Consider the following 16,451-nt stretch of genomic DNA (forward strand, 5'->3'; position numbering starts at 1 on the left):
TAAAAACGTTATGTCCGCGTTGTTGCCTTTTACGGTTTTTCGTTATAAAACAGGCAGCATCCTTGGCATATAGGCAAAAGATGCTTACGAAGGTAACGCCGATATTGCTTGTACTTTTCCCCTCTCCAGATCGCAGCAATGCTCTCATCATTAACGTTGCCCAGCGTAAGATCATAATAAGCATGACAGGACGTAACATCACCTCTGGCGTTAATTTCGGTGCTTATCCACGGAAAAGGGCAGCGTTTTTTGATATGCGTCATCGAATGCCAGTCTGCGGAAAAGTATTTCCTGATGTTATCCTCCGACATCATTTGAGGATACGTATTCATATATTTGTTGTTTTTTTCGCAAAATTCAGCTAGACGCTGGACTTGTTTCTCAATCAGACCCGCATCCATGTCCGAAAAAATGGCTGGATCACAAACAAATCCTTTGGATAGAGGCGCCTCTTGTACTCCAAATTCTTTTCTGAGAATCCCGCTATACTGTTGATGGTTTTCCTCCGTTATATAAGCCTGCAGCTCAATACTGATGCAATCCAGCTTGGAAATATCAATGGATTCAAAGAAAAATCGTTGCAGATGCCGGTGATTTGCAGGTGTAACAACTGTACTAATACCGATCTGCGGATACGCACTTCCTGCTTGTTCTCTCAAGGAAAGCAGTTTGTTGATTCCGCGAATAGCTTTTTTAAACACACCCTTACCACGCTGAGCATCATTAATTTCTTCAGGACCATCGAGTGAAATCCATATTCGCTCAGGCGCATATTGAATTAACATCTCCGCATGTTTCTCCAAAAGCGTTCCATTCGTCGGGAAATGAACTTTGCTTCCTGATTCATGAATGGCCTGAAGTATTTCACCAATTTGAGGATGCAGCAGAGGTTCCCCTCCGTAGAGCTCATAGTAAGGTTGTGCAGGTTTACAGGTTGCGATAATATCACGAATCACATCGATACTTAACTGGTTTAAAACCTTATACTCACGATAAGGACCGTTCTCTCCCCATTCGTAACACATTCTGCATCGAAGATTACAGCTCTCAAGCAGTTGTAAAAAAACCCACTTGGGTAATGAGACATCAAGCTTTGGCATGGTTATTGTGGATTCGATCTGCATGTAATGCCTCCTTCTCGGAATGAATGAAGCGGCTCATATATTCTGTGGGATAATCTTGAATCTGTTGTCGTCTAGAGATCAGATTATGAGCAAGTTGTGCTAGTAGATCTTTGGAGTAACCCTGCTCAGCCCATACGTTGTACGGTATGCCAAACCCGTTTTCCTCCCAGATGGATGCATTGCGCTTCTCATGCTCACCAAATGGTTCAAGCATAATGAGTGGTGTGCCTGATGCTAAAGAATCCATCAAAGCCCCTGCACCAGGCTTGGATACAACCGCCATAGCTTGGCGAACCAATCCATAGAGTCCGTGATGTTCAATGGGTGTCTCATAAACAAAAGGTTTACCAGAATCCGTAACAACGTAGGGAGGAAATGTGTGCAAACCAGACTCGTCTCTGAACCATGTTCGCCAGTGAGGATCATTCATTACATAGCGTAAAGCTGGCCTATTTGAAGGAACCACCTCATCTTCCGTGTATGCTACAATATCCAGGTCATACCCGTGTTCGGTGTCCAGGAGTTGACGAAGCTTTTCCCTGAAGGTTCCAATGCCCCATCCTCCTCCGTGAATAACGAGGCGACTTGCGCGTTCTTCATATGGAACCGACGGTTTATCATCCACATCAAGTCGATACATAATCTCAAGCCTGTTCGGATGATACAGCGGAATTTCCCGATAAAATGAGGCATAGTCCGGTTTAAGCTTCAGTAATTGTTTCCATGAGGGGGATAGACTGGAGTCCACATACAACAGATCCACGTCAATCTCATCCTTTGTTCGTTCACGCAGCATATCCAGCAAGTGGACCCAGTGCCCGGACAACACGATAAATCGAGTACGTTCTTCCTCCAGCCACTGGTCAAGTAGAGACTTTACTGCAGCGGAGTTCAGACTTTGGCGAATGTCTCCGGGTATTCGTTGTGATGCAAGAGCGACAGCGAAATTTTCACGATAAGCCTGTCTGCTTTGGTCTGTTTTGAATTGCTTGTCCTCATCCATCACGTTTTCGAATACTTCAATGCAGGTTTCCAGGCCGAGTTGCTGTAACCTTCTTGCGATGATTAGCCCTGGGATATAAAAACCCAATCCAAAACCGGAACATAATATAGTAATCTTTTGACCCATTTGCACCGTCTCCCCTAGCATAGTAAGTTTGGAATCCCGACAAACTCGGGCTAGGTAATCATGTTTATCCCTGAATCCAGCAATGACTGGTTAACTCCAGCAACTACGTTTTGCATATGCTGCTGGCTCTCATAAATAACTGCAAAATAGAGTCGTCCCATGGTACGTTCATTCTGATCACGATTTGTCAAAGGAGATATAAGAGTTCCCGAGGAGAGTGGCAAGATTCCCATCTCTCTCTCTTTGGTGTACAAGATCTGCTGTTGATTTAAATTTTGAAGCAAGTGTTCATATTGGAAACGGGCAGGAACTGCGAGATTGAGCTGTATCAGGCTACTATGCAGCTGTGTATCGGTAATTAAGCCATCCACACCGTGTTTAATTAAACTCATGGATTTTCGGGCATTTATTTCAACCAGAGGTTCAATTGAATGATCTTGTAATATCATAGAATCGATACAAACATCACCAAAATAGCCGTCTTGATATAATAAGCGTCCGATTTCTAACACTTGATCCGTATAACCGGAATCATATAAGTGCGCTTTGAAGGATTCACTCATCGTATGTGAAGCACCGAATGCGTATCCATGATTATCAAGTTGTTGAAAAGAAACGAGTTGAACCTCGCCCGATTCATGAATATAAAGCTGGCAAGAGAAATCAAATTTACGATCCAGTAGAGGTTCTACGACAAAACGAATCAACTTTTCCTGTGCAGCTTGCTTATCCAGATGCTTGATCAAACGAAGCAAGGCTTTTTCGGAGTGAATGACGAAATTTCCTTTTCCGGACACACCAAACTCATCTTTTAGCATCACAGCTCCGTCACAAAGCATTTCTCTGGTGATCGCAAGTAGTTGTTCCCTCCCCTCGACCACTCTGCCGACATTCGGCAGATTCAACCTATCGCGCATTTCAAGTGAGTACGATTTAGCATTAATTCGCTGTATAATATTTTGCTCGGGATAATGGGATGCAAGATGATACCTTTGTGCAAAAGCTAGCGTTCCGGGTATTGCTGCAAACGCTTCTAAAGTTGCTTTTTCCAAAGAGAAGCAAGATAGTAGTTGATCTGTAACATTAGAGATATTCATGATTTCAAAGACATTTAAGTGATCCATTTCGTTCTCCCTATCTGAGATAAACCATGGATTTCGATTCATATGGATGTCATACCCGATCGAGCGAATGTAATCATATTGAACGGAGTCCATGACATGGCGCGTAAGCAGCAAGTCTCCGGTTTTACAAAAGACAAACAGAAGCTCGTCCATGGAATCAGTAATCTTCTTTGTTTGTATATTCTGTATGGCAGGAATAGAAGCAAGCCGGGAATCGCGCCAGTACCGCTCTGCTTCAAATGATCCACAATGTAGAGCAAAATTCATACGCTGGCCATCTGATGGATGAATTGTGAAAATTTCTGCACGGATTGCAGATGCTCCAGACTGAAATGATCAAAATCAACTTCGATATCGAACTCTTCTTCAATACGTAAAATAAAATTGATAATCTGCAGTGAATCCATTCCTGCATCATGAGTCAGATCAGAGGATTCATTCAGCTTGTTAACCAGGCTTGGGTCTTCCTTGATTTCAGCTATGATCTCAATAATTTTAGTTGTCATTGTATACAGCCTCCCTTTTTCGCAGTACCACTACGATATCTGTCTGAGGTACAAATAAATTGTAATTCGTTACATGCACTTGTCTTGTTTCGGTTACGGATTCAATCTTTAATTCAGGAGGAATACAGCGCTCAATGTGAGCAATTAACGATTCTTTCGTAAATCTCCAAATTACACCATCAATCGAAGAGTTCGCCATATAGCCACTTTCCATTGTAGAACCTGAAAGAGGCTTGAGAACAACCGGGTCGGCAATAATGATAGATCCACCGTCACGTAACAGTCTGGAGCTCTCAACGAAGGCTTTTTTGTGATGACGAATGTGATGAAAGCTTCGTGCAAACAAAATCATATCGCAGCTATGATCAGGTAAAGAAGTCGGCTTATCAATGAAGGCATGGATATAAGAATCAAACCTTCCCCACTTCTTTCCAAGTTTCAGAGCATTTAAATTGGGATCCATGTTGAAAAAACGAACATCCTTCTGCTTGCGAAGATACTTGTTTAATAAACCTGTACCACAGCCCACCTGAAGAACATCGCCCTTTAAACGGGGTAAAACTTTGTAGACATTACGAGGAATAGGGAAATTTTGAACGTACATGGCCAATTCGTAGAAAATCGGATAACGCTCTTGCAATCGAACCAATTTACTGGTATAGAAAGGCTTCCGCTTTTTGTGACGTTTAAAGTCCCATTTGTTCAAATAGTAGACAGGGGTTAACAGCAGGAACAGAATAATAAAGACACCTTGTACGCCATAAATCCCCAATTTTTTAAAACGATCATTGGAATTACGAGGCATCATTTGTTCAGAAGTATTGAAAATGATCACTCCCCTCTCACAACGCTATAAATGGTGTAGAACCCATTCTAACAAGATCAGAGAATCCAATATATGGTTGAATACGCCAAAAAATATAGATATACTGTCCGTAAGCAATGTTCACTACCAAATGACTTACGAAGCGGAGGGAATCTGATCATGCACGATTCAATCGAATTTAGAGAAGAGTATTTTTTTGACTCTATCACCCCCGTCCATTTGAAGCTGACAAAAGAAGAGCCGTTTACGATGATGCATCACCATGATTTTGTTGAAATCGCTTATGTATATGAAGGAGAAGGGCTTCATCAGATTGGGGATCAATGTATCCTGGTTTCCAAAGGCGACTTGTTTGTCATCCCTCCTGGCGTATCACATGTGTTTCAACCACTGGATTTGAAAGAAAAGGCCCCGTTATATATTATGAACTGTCTCTATAAGCCATTTTTGGAGAAATCATTTTTTCGTGGAGGACGCACTTGGTCTATGTTCGTCGAGCGGCGTAATGAATTTCGCAACGTATTCAAACAAATGTTACATCAACAGGAGGCTCCTGCTGCGCCTTATTTAGCTGCTGCTCAATGCCAGTTACTGAATAAACTATTCTACATTCTCTACAATAGTAATCAGCAGAAGTTGTACAGAAAGACCGAGATTAAGGATTTTTCCATACACCAAGCCATTCAATATATGGGGACCCATTATAGGGATACACTTACACTTGAAAAAATAAGCCAGCTTGTTGCGATGAGTACAAGAAACTTTCAACGAATGTTTAAAAAAGAAACGGGTATCAGTTATATTCAGATGTTACAACACATTCGTATTTTATACAGTTGCAAACTGCTGGAGTATTCAAACTGGAGTGTTCAAAAAATTGCTCAAGCGATTGGCATCGATGACATGAAATATTTTTACAAATTATTTAGAGAACATTATGGAACTACTCCAGGGGCATACAGGCAATACATAGGGATTTCTGCTGAACTACTTCGGGAGGATACAACATGTTAGATATACAACCGCTCAAAAGCTTCAATACCCAATTTCAAGTAACGTCTTGTATTGATGATCACTTCAGAACGATTTCCACTTGGCTAGGAAGAGATACGAGAACGATGTATGCAGATGCATGGGCTTTTGAGTACGATGCTGATGCACAACAACTTTTGCTGGATCGCGTCGTCTATCCTCGTTTAAATCTGAGTTACCTGGACACCTATCATGGTATACAAGTTGATTTTAGAGACAGAAATTTCAGTGGGACTATGCTGAACAGCAACGAGGATGAAAAGCCATTTCTAGATATGCTGCAGTCTGAGTTAGATGCTGGCATGGCTGTACTGGTAGGTATTGATGTGTATTATTGTCCATGGTCTGACGGGTACCTCCAAACGCATGCACGGCATTCCTGTCTTGCTGTAGGCATAGACCAGAAAGACCAGAGAATAATGCTGGTGGATGCGTATTATGGACAAAAAAATATAGAGATGGAACTCCAATTGTTTTTGAACATCTCATTTTACTATGCTATCTTTCGTTTAACGGATCCCTGCTCTTCTCACAACGATTGGAAAGGACTGCTATCTTCCAGTTTACATGATCAAACGAGCATCCAAACAATGCAAAACAGTATTCGGAACTTAAAAGATTTTGCCAAGGCTTACTCAGAGGAAGGAATCGTTATTTCAGATCCCAAAATAGATACACAACACGCTATCTTTCAATGGATGAGGTTTTCATTGGCCAGACTTAGATATGCGTCGTTTATCTTTTATTTACATGAACTATCTCAGGAAGATATGTTCCATACGATTGGAGGACACTACTTGGAGCTTGCTAGAAAATGGGATGCTATCATGCATCAGTCCATCAAAAGTAGTTTTTCCGGCGATCCCGTGGATCAGCGTCAGAAAATATATAATAAAATGCTCTCTATCATCCAAAGTGAGAGTGAATTCCTTAAGCAACTGCAGGATTTGGCGTAATCCACTATATATCTTATTTGTTCGCTTCTGTAAATTTGAAGTTAGATGAAGTTATCAAATCATACAGGAGTGATTTTTTATGTTTCAGCATCATCAGATCGCATTGAATCAATTGGTCGAGCTTTTAAAACCTGACCCTACGATCAGAGCAATTATAACGGCAGGCTCAATCGCTCAAGGTAAAGCCAGAGAAAACTCGGATATTGACGTTTACATTGTCGTTACAGATGAATCTTTTGAAGAGAGAAAATTGCAGCATCAACTATCATATACCAATCATGAGATCTGTGATTATCCTGAAGGGTATATTGATGGCAAGATTATCAATTATCGTTTTTTGGAACTCGCTGCTGAACAAGGCAGTGAACCTACAAGGTATTCTTTCTTGGGTTCCAAGGCAGTGTATTCAACAATTCCTCAATTGGATGAACTTCTTCAGCGAATCCCTGTTTACCCGGAGCAAAATCGCAAGAAAAATATAATGGATTTTTATGCAGAAATTTACTTGCACGCTTTCTATTTTGCTGGAGAAGCCGTCAAAAAAAACAATCCTTATCTGCTCTCCCATGCTGTTAGCAATTTAGTTTTATTTTCCGGTCGGGCAATTTTGGCGATAAATCATCAGTTGTTTCCCTGCCATAAAGGTCTGATGAATGCAGTCTCTGGAGTAACGAATAAACCGGAAGGCTTTGTAGAATTGACTAATGATCTCATCGCTCATCCGAATTACGAAAAATGCATGGATTACGCGAAGGTCATGCTTGGATTCTATAATCCTAACATTGCTTTCGAGCAAGCGCTTACTATTTTTGTGGCCAACAATGAATGGAACTGGATCGATCAAGAACCGCCGCTAGCGGATCGTTAAGTAGAATAAAGCCAATACGAAATTTTCAAAATATCATCTCCCATTGTTAGGGATCGAATTTGAACAAACTAAACAAGGCCATCACTTTCTGAGTGTGGTGGCCTTGTGGGTTAATTGTTGGATTCTGTTGAACGTATTTGCTTAGATGTTAGAGAGTAAGTCCGCCGTCTGCTAAAATTATGGAGCCGGTCATATAGCTTGATCCATCTGATGCGAGGAATGCTACAAGCTCAGCAAGTTCTTCGGGCTCGGCATAACGTCCCATACGCATATTAGGGAATTCTTCCGGCATATAATCGCTATCCTGAAGCATCTGCGGCACTCCTGCTGTGAGTGAAGTTGCTACACCGCCAGGGCATATTGCATTCACACGAATTCCTTTCCTTACGTATTCAATGGCAGCCGCTTTGGTTAAACCTGCAACACCGTGTTTACTTGCTGTATACGCGGCCAGGCTGTGCTCTGCACGGATTGCAGTTGTGGAGGCTGTGTTAATCACATGGCCAAAGCCTTGTTGATCCATCACCTTAAGCGCATGCTTCATACCGAGGAAAATCCCCTTCAGGTTGACATCAATAATTCGTGAAAAATCGCTCAGCGCTGTTTCGTGGAAAGGTTGGAATTTCTGGATGATTCCGGCGTTGTTAAATGCTACATCAATCTTGCCAAACGTTTCTACCGCTTTTTGAATATAGTTTTGAACATGCTCTTCGTTAGATACGTCCGCTTGAACGAAGATGGCTTCCCCCTCTTGCTCTTTCACAAGTTCAAGAGTTTCGTTACCCGTGGCCTCGTTAAAATCAACCAGTACTAGTTTAGCTCCTCTTGAAGCCATAAGTACTGCACTTGCTCTACCGATGCCACTACCCGCCCCCGTAATCGTAATCACTTTCCCAGCCAGAGAATCTGATTTTTTCTTTACTGCTTGAGTTGCCTTTGAAGTCTCTTCTTCTACAAAAGTTACATTAGCGAGATCTGCTTTTAATGCAGCCAAAATCGTTTCAGGCAAATCCACCTGAGGAATAGCGGCAAGTTGATCGAGTGTAAAATGGGAAGCCATTTTGAATGAAGGTTCGTTAATAAACTCTGGCAGATGTTTAGCAAGAAGTGCAGTTGCTTCCGCGTTATTTAATAATTCCGAAATTTTGATGTTCTCGTTGTAGTTTGTCATGTGATCCTCCCTAGATGAATGTATTTCGCTGTTACTGCAATTTCTAAGAATGATTTACCGGAATTTGCCGCAGAGAATCATTCAGTTGCATTATCTTTTCTTCGTTTAATACGTCCCCTGCATATTCTATAATTACACCCAGTGGTACTCCCATGGCATCCGGATGAGGTTCCTCTCCAATCTCCGGCATAGCAGCAAGAATCAACATTTTACAGCTGTCATTCTTCCATAACGCCCCTAGTTTTACATCCAGACTGTACTCCAATACCTCTTCCTCAGGTAAGTGTTCGAGATCTGCAGCAAATTCTCCGAACACACGAGTCATCCAGTTTGTACATAAACTAAACCATTGTGCAACCGAGGGCTCCACCATGCTGATCAGACCCATTGACGTTTGTGGACGGGCAAGGGACAGCCCATGAGTACCTGTAGGAAAAATATGCATCTCAAAAGGTACGTTTTGGCGAGTCAAAGCATCAGCAAAAGCAAGGGAGTTACTCACAGAAACGAGCTTGTCATCGAATGTGTGGAATATAAATGTCGGTGGTGTGAGATGGTCCACCTTCTGATCTACACCTGGGACAGGATTCGGAAAAATCGCACTCATTTCTTCGAGAATACAAGGATAACCAAGAATCAAAGCATCAGGACGATCAGAACCCATCGTACTTAGTGCTGCAGCCAAATGTCCACCTGCGGAGAAACCGCAGACGGCAATTTTTTGCGGATGGATGTCCCACTCTGCACTATGTGTGCGAATAAGCTTCATTGCCTCTTCTGCATCGTTGAGAGGTTGTGGAAACGCAGCATCTTGATTGAGCGAGTAACGTAAAATAAAAGCCTGATATCCTTCGGCCAAAAAAGCCATAGCAATCGGTTCAGCCTCTCGATCAGAGCAGGCTCTGTACCCTCCGCCCGGGAGGATAAGTACCGCAGGCCGTTGTTTCATATTTGGCATCTCGGGTGATGAATCCAGCAGATAGCCAGTCAGGGTAACATTTGTATTGCTCAAGTCATACGATAGAACTTTCATACACGTGCAGGTCTCCTTTTTTATAAGTGTGGTTTCAAAGAAAAAGGGATACTTCCATTGTAGATTTCAGAGATTGGCCCTGCTATAACGCGATACAAAGATCAAATAGCGAAATCCGAAGAAATCATTTCAAACAAAAAAACCGCAAGATCGCGGTTCAATTGTAGTGTTCATCGAAGTGTCCAACCATGAACAAAGGGATTTGAATTTAAACCAGTTGAATCGTCATCAACTTGAGATCCAACTCATCCAGTTCTTCCTCTGGTGTGTTAAACGAAGGATAACTGGACAGATCGCGTATGCTCGCTTCTCCCATAGGACCGATGGTTGAAGGGTCCAGAGAGGCAAGCGTAGGTGAAAGTTCTTGCAGCATACTCCGACTCTCTTCATTACGAAGCAGCACATTGAGAGGTGTACGTGTACTCAGTGTTTGTTTGTATGGAGTAGAAGGCATATAATTAAAGTCGTAATTGCCGCTTGCTACTTCAATACAGACTTCATGGTCACCCTGTAATACCGGCAGGCCGGCATCAGATAGTGCAATCCCGTTCATAAGGACTTGGTCAATAATTGCGCGTGGCAGCTTAATTGTTGCTGTTGCATTAAAGGGAACGGAGAAGCTCAAATATAATTTGCCATGCTCATCAAACTTCCATTCACTTCTGTAAGCTCCAGCTGCTGTATCAATGTGGGCTTTTGTCCACTGAATTCGGAAGTCTGGCATTGGTGCAAGCACGGTATGACGGAAACCAGGCTGATCTTCAGAAGGATTGATGCCAGCCATGTGACGATACATCCATTCCACGATTGCACCATATGCGTAATGATTTAGCGAATTCATACCGCTCTCACTAATTTTCCCATCGGGTAAGATGGAGTTCCACCGTTCCCAGATCGTTGTAGCTCCTAAATTAACGGCATACAGCCAGCTAGGGTAATCATCATTAAGCAAGAGTGTGTAAGCCACATCATTACTTCCGTGTGCTGACAGAACACGATTCAAATATGGCGTTCCAACAAAACCGGTTCTCAGATGATTTTGATCCTTGCGAACACGCATGCGGAGGTCTTCCTCAATTCGTGCTGTATACTGTTCGGGTACGAGATCCATATACAAGGCGACCGCATATGCAGTTTGGGTATCCACTGCCAAACGCCCGTTTGCTGTGAAAAATTCATTTTGAATTGCTGTTCTAACTTCTTGGGCCAGCTTTTCGTAGGAGGCAGCAAGTTCCTCATGCCCTAACACCTTAGCAGCTTTGGCAACGATGTCCGAGGAGTACGCGTAATATGCAGAAGCGATGAAGAAATTATCTGTCCCGCCCATCGGTGAATCGGGATTATCTCCATCTAGTGCCAACCAATCGCCAAAATGGAAACCTACTGTCCAGAGTCTAGATCCCCCGGACTCTTCGTCTGAACGTTTGATGTAATCCACCCATGCTTTCATGCTATCGAATTGTTGCTCCAGGATAGCCTTATCTCCGGAATGTACATACGTATTCCAAGGAATAATTGTTGCTGCATCTCCCCAAGCGCTTGAGCCACCGCCCTGCACTCGGCCCACAGGAACGACCATCGGAACCATTCCATCCCGATCCTCTTGCTCCATCCACAAATCATAACCATATTTATTAAAAAAGGCATACGTGTCCATATTGTAGTTAGCCGTGCCTGAGAAGACCTGTGCGTCTCCAGTCCAGCCCATGCGCTCATCCCGCTGAGGGCAATCTGTAGGCGTGTCCAGGAAATTCCCCTTTTGTCCCCAAAGTGCATTTTGGAATAGACGATTTACACCGGCGTGACTGGTTTCCAGATAACCAATACGATCCATATCGGAGTAAACTACACAGCCTGTAAAATCATTCAGATCCAGCTCTCCAGGCCAGCCTTCTACCTTGACATAGCGGAAGCCGTAAAAGGTGAAATATGGACGTACAACGGCTTCCTCACCATTTGCTGTATATACGTATTCCGCTTTGGCTGACCGAAGGTTTTCACGGAAAAAGTTTCCTTCCTGCAATACTTCGCCGTATTGCAAGCGGATCATGGTTCCTCGGGGTGCTGTTGTGCGGAATTGAAGCCAGCCGACCATATTTTGTCCCATATCAATCACGGTTTCACCCGCTGGTGTGGTCAGAACAGATACAGGTTTCAAAGTTTCCTTGATGACTACCGGGAGACTTCTTCTGGCTTGAAGCCGATCGTATCCCAGATCGCTTTCACGAACCGGATAAATTTCCCTTACGTCCAGTGTGGCATCGTAAATTTCTCCATCATAGATATTGCCATCCAAGACATGGGAGCGAGTGGCGTGCCAAGATGTATCTGATGGAATGACTTCTTCCGTACCATCGGCATAAGTGATCACGAATTCGGACAACAAAGCAAAATGATCACCATACAGATTGGCTGTCGTATCACCTTCGAAACCAAAACGGCCCTTGTACCACCCGTTTCCCAGTCGCACATCTACCGAATTTGTTCCTTCCTGCAGCAAATCTGTAATATCGTATGTCTGATATTGCAACCATTTGTGATACGCATTATAATGCGGAGTCAGATATTCCTCCCCTGCTTTGACCCCGTTTAATTCCAATTCATAGATGCCCAAACCGCAAATGTAGGCTCTTGCTTGAATAATCGGACCTCTTAATTCGAAGCTTTTCTTCATCACGGGATGAATATCCCTGTCCAGATCAGGTGTAATCCACATGGCCGTCCAGGATTCATCCATTTTCGCTGTTTCAAACCAGGCAGTTTCACTAACGGCTTGTTCACCACGTTCATTCCACACGGTCACTCTCCAGAAGTATCGCGTCCGTGGAATTAATTTCAAGTTTGGTGAGTACGAAAGTGAATCGATATCCTGTTTCTGCCCGCTGTTAAATACGATCTGTGAAAAAGATTCATCAACAGCGATTTCGATCTGTGCCGCAATTTGTTTCGTTGCCGTAGTATCCGTAACCATGTAAGAAAAACTTGGATTGGATATCTCAAATCCTAACGGATTGGAGATATGATTTGTTTTTAGCTTCGTAATCTTCATCTAAGTAACCTCCTGTGTTGATTCGCGAAATTCAGCTGTAAATGATTCAATGTTATGGCCTAGTCTCTGTGGAGCGGTACCACTCGTTCACTTCGTTTGTAATTTGTCTTCCTCCGGAATTCATCCACTTTTGTACAAACTCATCAAACGCAGCAAGTGGCTCCTCTCCATAAATGATCGAGTTAAAAGTTTCCAGCTCATTTTTTTGCAAATAGGCGTTTCGAGCTTGCATCGTTTTGGTCGGGGGACCTTGAAACAGATTGCTGCGATCAATCTGCCTCTGCTGCATCACTACAGCATCTGCCTGCATGATAGGGGATTGAATTTCATCCTTGGGATCAACCCCCATACTTAGTAAAACAGCGCGATCATGTGAATTGAGATTCTTCCCTCGGCCCATTTTCAGTAAAGCTGCTTTGATTCTGGAAGGGTAACTTGCGTATTGTCCCATGAGGGTGTACTTAAACGTTTGCACCTTCCCCCCAGGAATATCATTGCTGTTGCTATCTAAGGATCCATCAGGGTTTAGAACATAATCGTAACCATTTTGATAAGCGCTGAGATACAAAGGATCGTTGGTCACTGTTGCTTCGTATAAATAGTTCTGATACCTGAAAAATGCCTGCAATGCTTCTTCTGAAATATGCCGATTAATCATCAATGCTCCACTGTATGAGTTTCCTTTCAAGCGGGCCGCGGTTCCGTCCATCCCGGCAGGAATGGGATAAGGTACAAACTCGGCTGACGGCTCCTTGGCTTTTAGTTGCTGGAAAGGATAGTCACCAAACCAGCGGGGGCCAGCAACTATCCCTACTTTTCCATCAATGATGTTTTGATTTACTTGACTAAAGTCTTGAAGTGCTAGGTTATTTCCAATGTAACCTTTTCTCTTCCATGATTTTAATGTCGCAAGCGCTTGTTTGATCTGAGGCTGAACACTTCCATACACGAGTTGGCCTTTTTCATTCTTGCTCCATATACTCGGGATCGCTCCATATGCACCGAATACCCATGAGATATCCCCTATCGGTGAGACGACGTACTGGTCTTTAATTGCAAAATCAATACCGTACGTGTCCTGTATGCCATTTCCGTCCGGGTCGTCATAGGTAAAGGCAGTCATGACCGTTTCCAGTTCTTTCAGATTGTTAGGAGCTTCGAGGTTCAAGTGCTTCAGCCAGTCCTTGCGAATCCAGAGAACAGACTGTGATGCTTGCTCCGTAATGATCGGAATAGCCATACGCTTTCCATTGATCTCGAAAGGCTCCCAGGCTTCTGGCACCTCTGCCATTGCTGCTTTCCATGTGGGCGAAGCATAACGCTCCCAAGCTTCTCCTGCATCCAAGAGTTTTCCTGAAAGCATAAACGTGTTGACCGTATCCATCACATTCGACGTAAAAACATCAGGTAATACATCATCGGAAGAGAGCATTAGCCGAAGCTTCATATCATAGTCTTCAACTGGAGCACTCCATTTTGTACGAATGTTTACACCCAGTGTGTTATAAGCCCAGCGGATATGTACATTATCTGCAACATTTTCGCCGTTTTTATATACGGTAGTCGGGTCATTCATATTGACCGTTGTCAGCACAACTGCCGATTTATCGGGCTCAGGTTGTGGCGTTTTAGGGCTACATCCTGCAGTGAGCAGGATCAGACATAAGAATGAAAGAGAAAGATAAATTTGTTTCCAGTTCATACGAATCAAGCTCCTTCATCATCATCATATCGTGCCAGTGGTTGAGTCTAAATAACGCTTTATCAACATTACATAATTCATTATTAACCTTACTTCTATATGTAAGTTAAATGGCTTGTAATTCAGAGTTGGCAAGCCTACAATAAGGTGAATTTAGTTCTTGTCAGGGGGAATTTCAGATTGAGAGAGAAATACAGAACATTTCTGAGTATGGTAGCAATTACGTTTATTATGCTTGCTGCTGTTCTTATCATGTATACCTTTTCTGTTCAATCCAGTGTGGATACGGTGCAGAAGGATATTGAAACGAATAATCTCAATCGTGTCCAATTTGTAGTGAATTCGCTGGATCAAAGCCTGGACCGGTTAAACATGTTATCCATCTCGATGGAAACAGACAACTCCATTGCTTTGTTACGCTCGGTTGATGTGATGAGCTCCTACGAACAGGTACAATTAATTCAGAATATTGCTACAAGAGTCAATCTTCAAAGTTTGTCAGAAGGATGGAACAACAAAATCTCCATCTATTCTACACTTTTGAAACAATGGATTATTTCTTCCGAGATGGGCATGAAAGCTCCTATCGTTAACTCCAATAATACAGGTTGGCATTTTGATAAAGCATCAGATAAATACTACAAATATAAAGTGATGCCCCAGACTATTATCCGACTTGAGTTCCCTCGAAGTAATCTTGAAGATATTGTAGAGAACTCCCATCAGGGAGAGAATGAGTCTGTATTTTATAATACTAACGGGGACTCCATCACACGTAAGAAGGCCAGTCCGGTAACATCTAATATTGTAAAGGAGATCGCAAAACATCTTCAACCTACCTCCGGTTCTGAAACCGTGTCTGTAAACGAAGAAAAGTATATCGTAAACTATGTATACTCTCATCAGCTCGGATGGTATTTAATTGACTTCATGCCGCTTGACAGGGCTTTACAACCCATTCGTTTCACTCAGATCTGGTTCTATGCTTCTTGTATCATGCTGTTTATCGCAGGAATCACGATCATTGTGGTTCTCTTCCGTAAAGTACAGATTCCAATTCTCGCCTTATTGAAAGGTGTTCGACTTTTGAAGCATGGTGACTTCTCTTATCGAATACAGCGGGAGAGCAGTAACGAGTTTGATTTTTTATATGGACAATTTAATGATATGGCTGGGCAAATCGAGGATCTGATTGAAAAAGTGTATAAAGAGAAAATTGTAGCAAGGGAAGCCGTGTTAAAGCAGCTGCAGGCTCAGATTAATCCTCATTTTCTGTATAATTGCCTTTTCTTTATCAACAATATGACGAGATTGGGCAATGAGGAAGCGGTGACAGCCATGACACAAAATTTGGCCGAATATTTCAGGTATACGACGCGATTGGACGAACCTATGACAACCCTGGAAAAAGAGATGGGGATCATACGCAACTATCTTAAAATTCAGAGCTTGCGCATGGATCGGCTCTCCTATCAGATTGAATTTCCAGAGGAATTAAAGACTGTGCCGATTCCGAAACTGCTCATTCAGCCTTTGGTGGAAAACAGTATCATTCATGGGATTGAAACAAAGCGTGATTCTGGCGTCATACACGTCTCAATAAAACGAATTGAACATGGGATCTGCATCAAGGTAGATGATGACGGGAAAGGAATGAGTACGAATGATATCCATGCGCTTAAGGCTAGGATCTCAAAACCTCCGATCGATACGGTGGGATGTGCGCTTTGGAACATTTCGGAACGCCTAAGAATACATGATCCTGTTAACTCACATCTCGAGTTTGAGCAAAGCCCGCTTGGGGGTCTGCGCGTCCAGTTACAGTGGTCTCTTGAACCTCAACGAAGTGAAAACACGGAGTGAGTTATGGAACTGACCTCATGGACTCTCGTACGTTTAACCAATAAATCGCACCAAAACAAAGGCACCTG

13 protein-coding genes are annotated in these 16,451 nt (G+C 42.9%); 4 read left to right on the forward strand and 9 right to left on the reverse strand.

The window, feature by feature from the left end; genetic code table 11:
- Positions 1 to 29 precede the first annotated feature (29 nt).
- From ABXS70_RS10825 to ABXS70_RS10845, 5 genes are read right to left on the reverse strand one after another with little or no spacing between them, the layout of a single operon-like run.
- Positions 30 to 1,124 (reverse strand): radical SAM protein, encoded by a 1,095-nt coding sequence (locus ABXS70_RS10825; RefSeq protein ID WP_366295726.1) that lies wholly within the window; start codon positions 1,122 to 1,124, stop codon positions 30 to 32.
- A complete protein-coding gene (locus tag ABXS70_RS10830) occupies positions 1,087 to 2,253 on the reverse strand; it encodes a UDP-glucuronosyltransferase (RefSeq protein WP_366295728.1) in 1,167 nt (388 codons plus the stop codon). The genes ABXS70_RS10825 and ABXS70_RS10830 overlap by 38 nt, the downstream gene beginning before the upstream one ends.
- Positions 2,254 to 2,303: 50 nt before the next feature.
- A complete protein-coding gene (locus ABXS70_RS10835; protein ID WP_366295730.1) occupies positions 2,304 to 3,644 on the reverse strand; it encodes a hypothetical protein in 1,341 nt (446 codons plus the stop codon).
- Positions 3,641 to 3,883, reverse strand: coding sequence for a phosphopantetheine-binding protein (locus tag ABXS70_RS10840; RefSeq protein ID WP_123066949.1), 243 nt, complete (start codon positions 3,881 to 3,883; stop codon positions 3,641 to 3,643). The genes ABXS70_RS10835 and ABXS70_RS10840 overlap by 4 nt, the downstream gene beginning before the upstream one ends.
- Entirely contained in the window at positions 3,873 to 4,718 is an 846-nt protein-coding gene (locus ABXS70_RS10845) for a class I SAM-dependent methyltransferase (protein ID WP_342551214.1), read from the reverse strand. The genes ABXS70_RS10840 and ABXS70_RS10845 overlap by 11 nt, the downstream gene beginning before the upstream one ends.
- Positions 4,719 to 4,868: 150 nt before the next feature.
- On the opposite strand from ABXS70_RS10845, the gene ABXS70_RS10850 reads away from it, so the two are divergent.
- The 3 genes from ABXS70_RS10850 to ABXS70_RS10860 all read left to right on the forward strand — a co-directional run bounded on the left by ABXS70_RS10850 (position 4,869) and on the right by ABXS70_RS10860 (position 7,565).
- Complete coding sequence (locus tag ABXS70_RS10850) at positions 4,869 to 5,723, forward strand: helix-turn-helix domain-containing protein (RefSeq protein ID WP_366295733.1); 855 nt, start codon at positions 4,869 to 4,871, stop codon at positions 5,721 to 5,723.
- Positions 5,717 to 6,697 carry a hypothetical protein gene (locus ABXS70_RS10855; protein ID WP_366295735.1) on the forward strand — a complete coding sequence of 327 codons (981 nt, stop codon included), beginning with the start codon at positions 5,717 to 5,719 and terminating at the stop codon, positions 6,695 to 6,697. The genes ABXS70_RS10850 and ABXS70_RS10855 overlap by 7 nt, the downstream gene beginning before the upstream one ends.
- A gap of 79 nt (positions 6,698 to 6,776) precedes the next feature.
- Positions 6,777 to 7,565 (forward strand): nucleotidyltransferase domain-containing protein, encoded by a 789-nt coding sequence (locus ABXS70_RS10860; RefSeq protein WP_342551211.1) that lies wholly within the window; start codon positions 6,777 to 6,779, stop codon positions 7,563 to 7,565.
- 148 nt (positions 7,566 to 7,713) lie between these two features.
- On the opposite strand, the gene ABXS70_RS10865 is transcribed toward ABXS70_RS10860, so the two are convergent.
- The 4 genes from ABXS70_RS10865 to ABXS70_RS10880 all read right to left on the reverse strand — a co-directional run bounded on the left by ABXS70_RS10865 (position 7,714) and on the right by ABXS70_RS10880 (position 14,520).
- On the reverse strand, positions 7,714 to 8,466 hold the full coding sequence (locus tag ABXS70_RS10865) for a glucose 1-dehydrogenase (RefSeq protein ID WP_342556345.1): 753 nt from the start codon (positions 8,464 to 8,466) through the stop codon (positions 7,714 to 7,716).
- A gap of 313 nt (positions 8,467 to 8,779) precedes the next feature.
- A complete protein-coding gene (locus ABXS70_RS10870; protein WP_366295737.1) occupies positions 8,780 to 9,769 on the reverse strand; it encodes an alpha/beta hydrolase in 990 nt (329 codons plus the stop codon).
- Positions 9,770 to 9,977: 208 nt separating this feature from the next.
- Positions 9,978 to 12,818 (reverse strand): family 78 glycoside hydrolase catalytic domain, encoded by a 2,841-nt coding sequence (locus tag ABXS70_RS10875; RefSeq protein ID WP_366295739.1) that lies wholly within the window; start codon positions 12,816 to 12,818, stop codon positions 9,978 to 9,980.
- 52 nt (positions 12,819 to 12,870) lie between these two features.
- Positions 12,871 to 14,520 (reverse strand): hypothetical protein, encoded by a 1,650-nt coding sequence (locus ABXS70_RS10880; protein WP_366295741.1) that lies wholly within the window; start codon positions 14,518 to 14,520, stop codon positions 12,871 to 12,873.
- 180 nt (positions 14,521 to 14,700) lie between these two features.
- Here ABXS70_RS10880 and ABXS70_RS10885 point away from each other — a divergent pair, with 180 nt between their 5' ends.
- Positions 14,701 to 16,383: a histidine kinase gene (locus tag ABXS70_RS10885; RefSeq protein ID WP_366295743.1), complete on the forward strand. Its 1,683-nt coding sequence runs from the start codon at positions 14,701 to 14,703 to the stop codon at positions 16,381 to 16,383.
- Positions 16,384 to 16,451: the final 68 nt, after the last annotated feature.

The organism is Paenibacillus sp. AN1007, assembly GCF_040702995.1.
Lineage (GTDB): Bacteria > Bacillota > Bacilli > Paenibacillales > Paenibacillaceae > Paenibacillus.

Coding starts and splice junctions, on each gene's coding strand:
- ABXS70_RS10850 (WP_366295733.1), top strand. CDS start 4,869: ATGCACGATTCAATCGAATTTAGAGAAGAGTATTTTTTTGACTCTATC.
- ABXS70_RS10825 (WP_366295726.1), bottom strand. CDS start 1,124: ATGCAGATCGAATCCACAATAACCATGCCAAAGCTTGATGTCTCATTA.
- ABXS70_RS10855 (WP_366295735.1), top strand. CDS start 5,717: ATGTTAGATATACAACCGCTCAAAAGCTTCAATACCCAATTTCAAGTA.
- ABXS70_RS10835 (WP_366295730.1), bottom strand. CDS start 3,644: ATGAATTTTGCTCTACATTGTGGATCATTTGAAGCAGAGCGGTACTGG.
- ABXS70_RS10870 (WP_366295737.1), bottom strand. CDS start 9,769: ATGAAAGTTCTATCGTATGACTTGAGCAATACAAATGTTACCCTGACT.
- ABXS70_RS10830 (WP_366295728.1), bottom strand. CDS start 2,253: ATGGGTCAAAAGATTACTATATTATGTTCCGGTTTTGGATTGGGTTTT.
- ABXS70_RS10875 (WP_366295739.1), bottom strand. CDS start 12,818: ATGAAGATTACGAAGCTAAAAACAAATCATATCTCCAATCCGTTAGGA.
- ABXS70_RS10860 (WP_342551211.1), top strand. CDS start 6,777: ATGTTTCAGCATCATCAGATCGCATTGAATCAATTGGTCGAGCTTTTA.
- ABXS70_RS10840 (WP_123066949.1), bottom strand. CDS start 3,883: ATGACAACTAAAATTATTGAGATCATAGCTGAAATCAAGGAAGACCCA.
- ABXS70_RS10880 (WP_366295741.1), bottom strand. CDS start 14,520: ATGAACTGGAAACAAATTTATCTTTCTCTTTCATTCTTATGTCTGATC.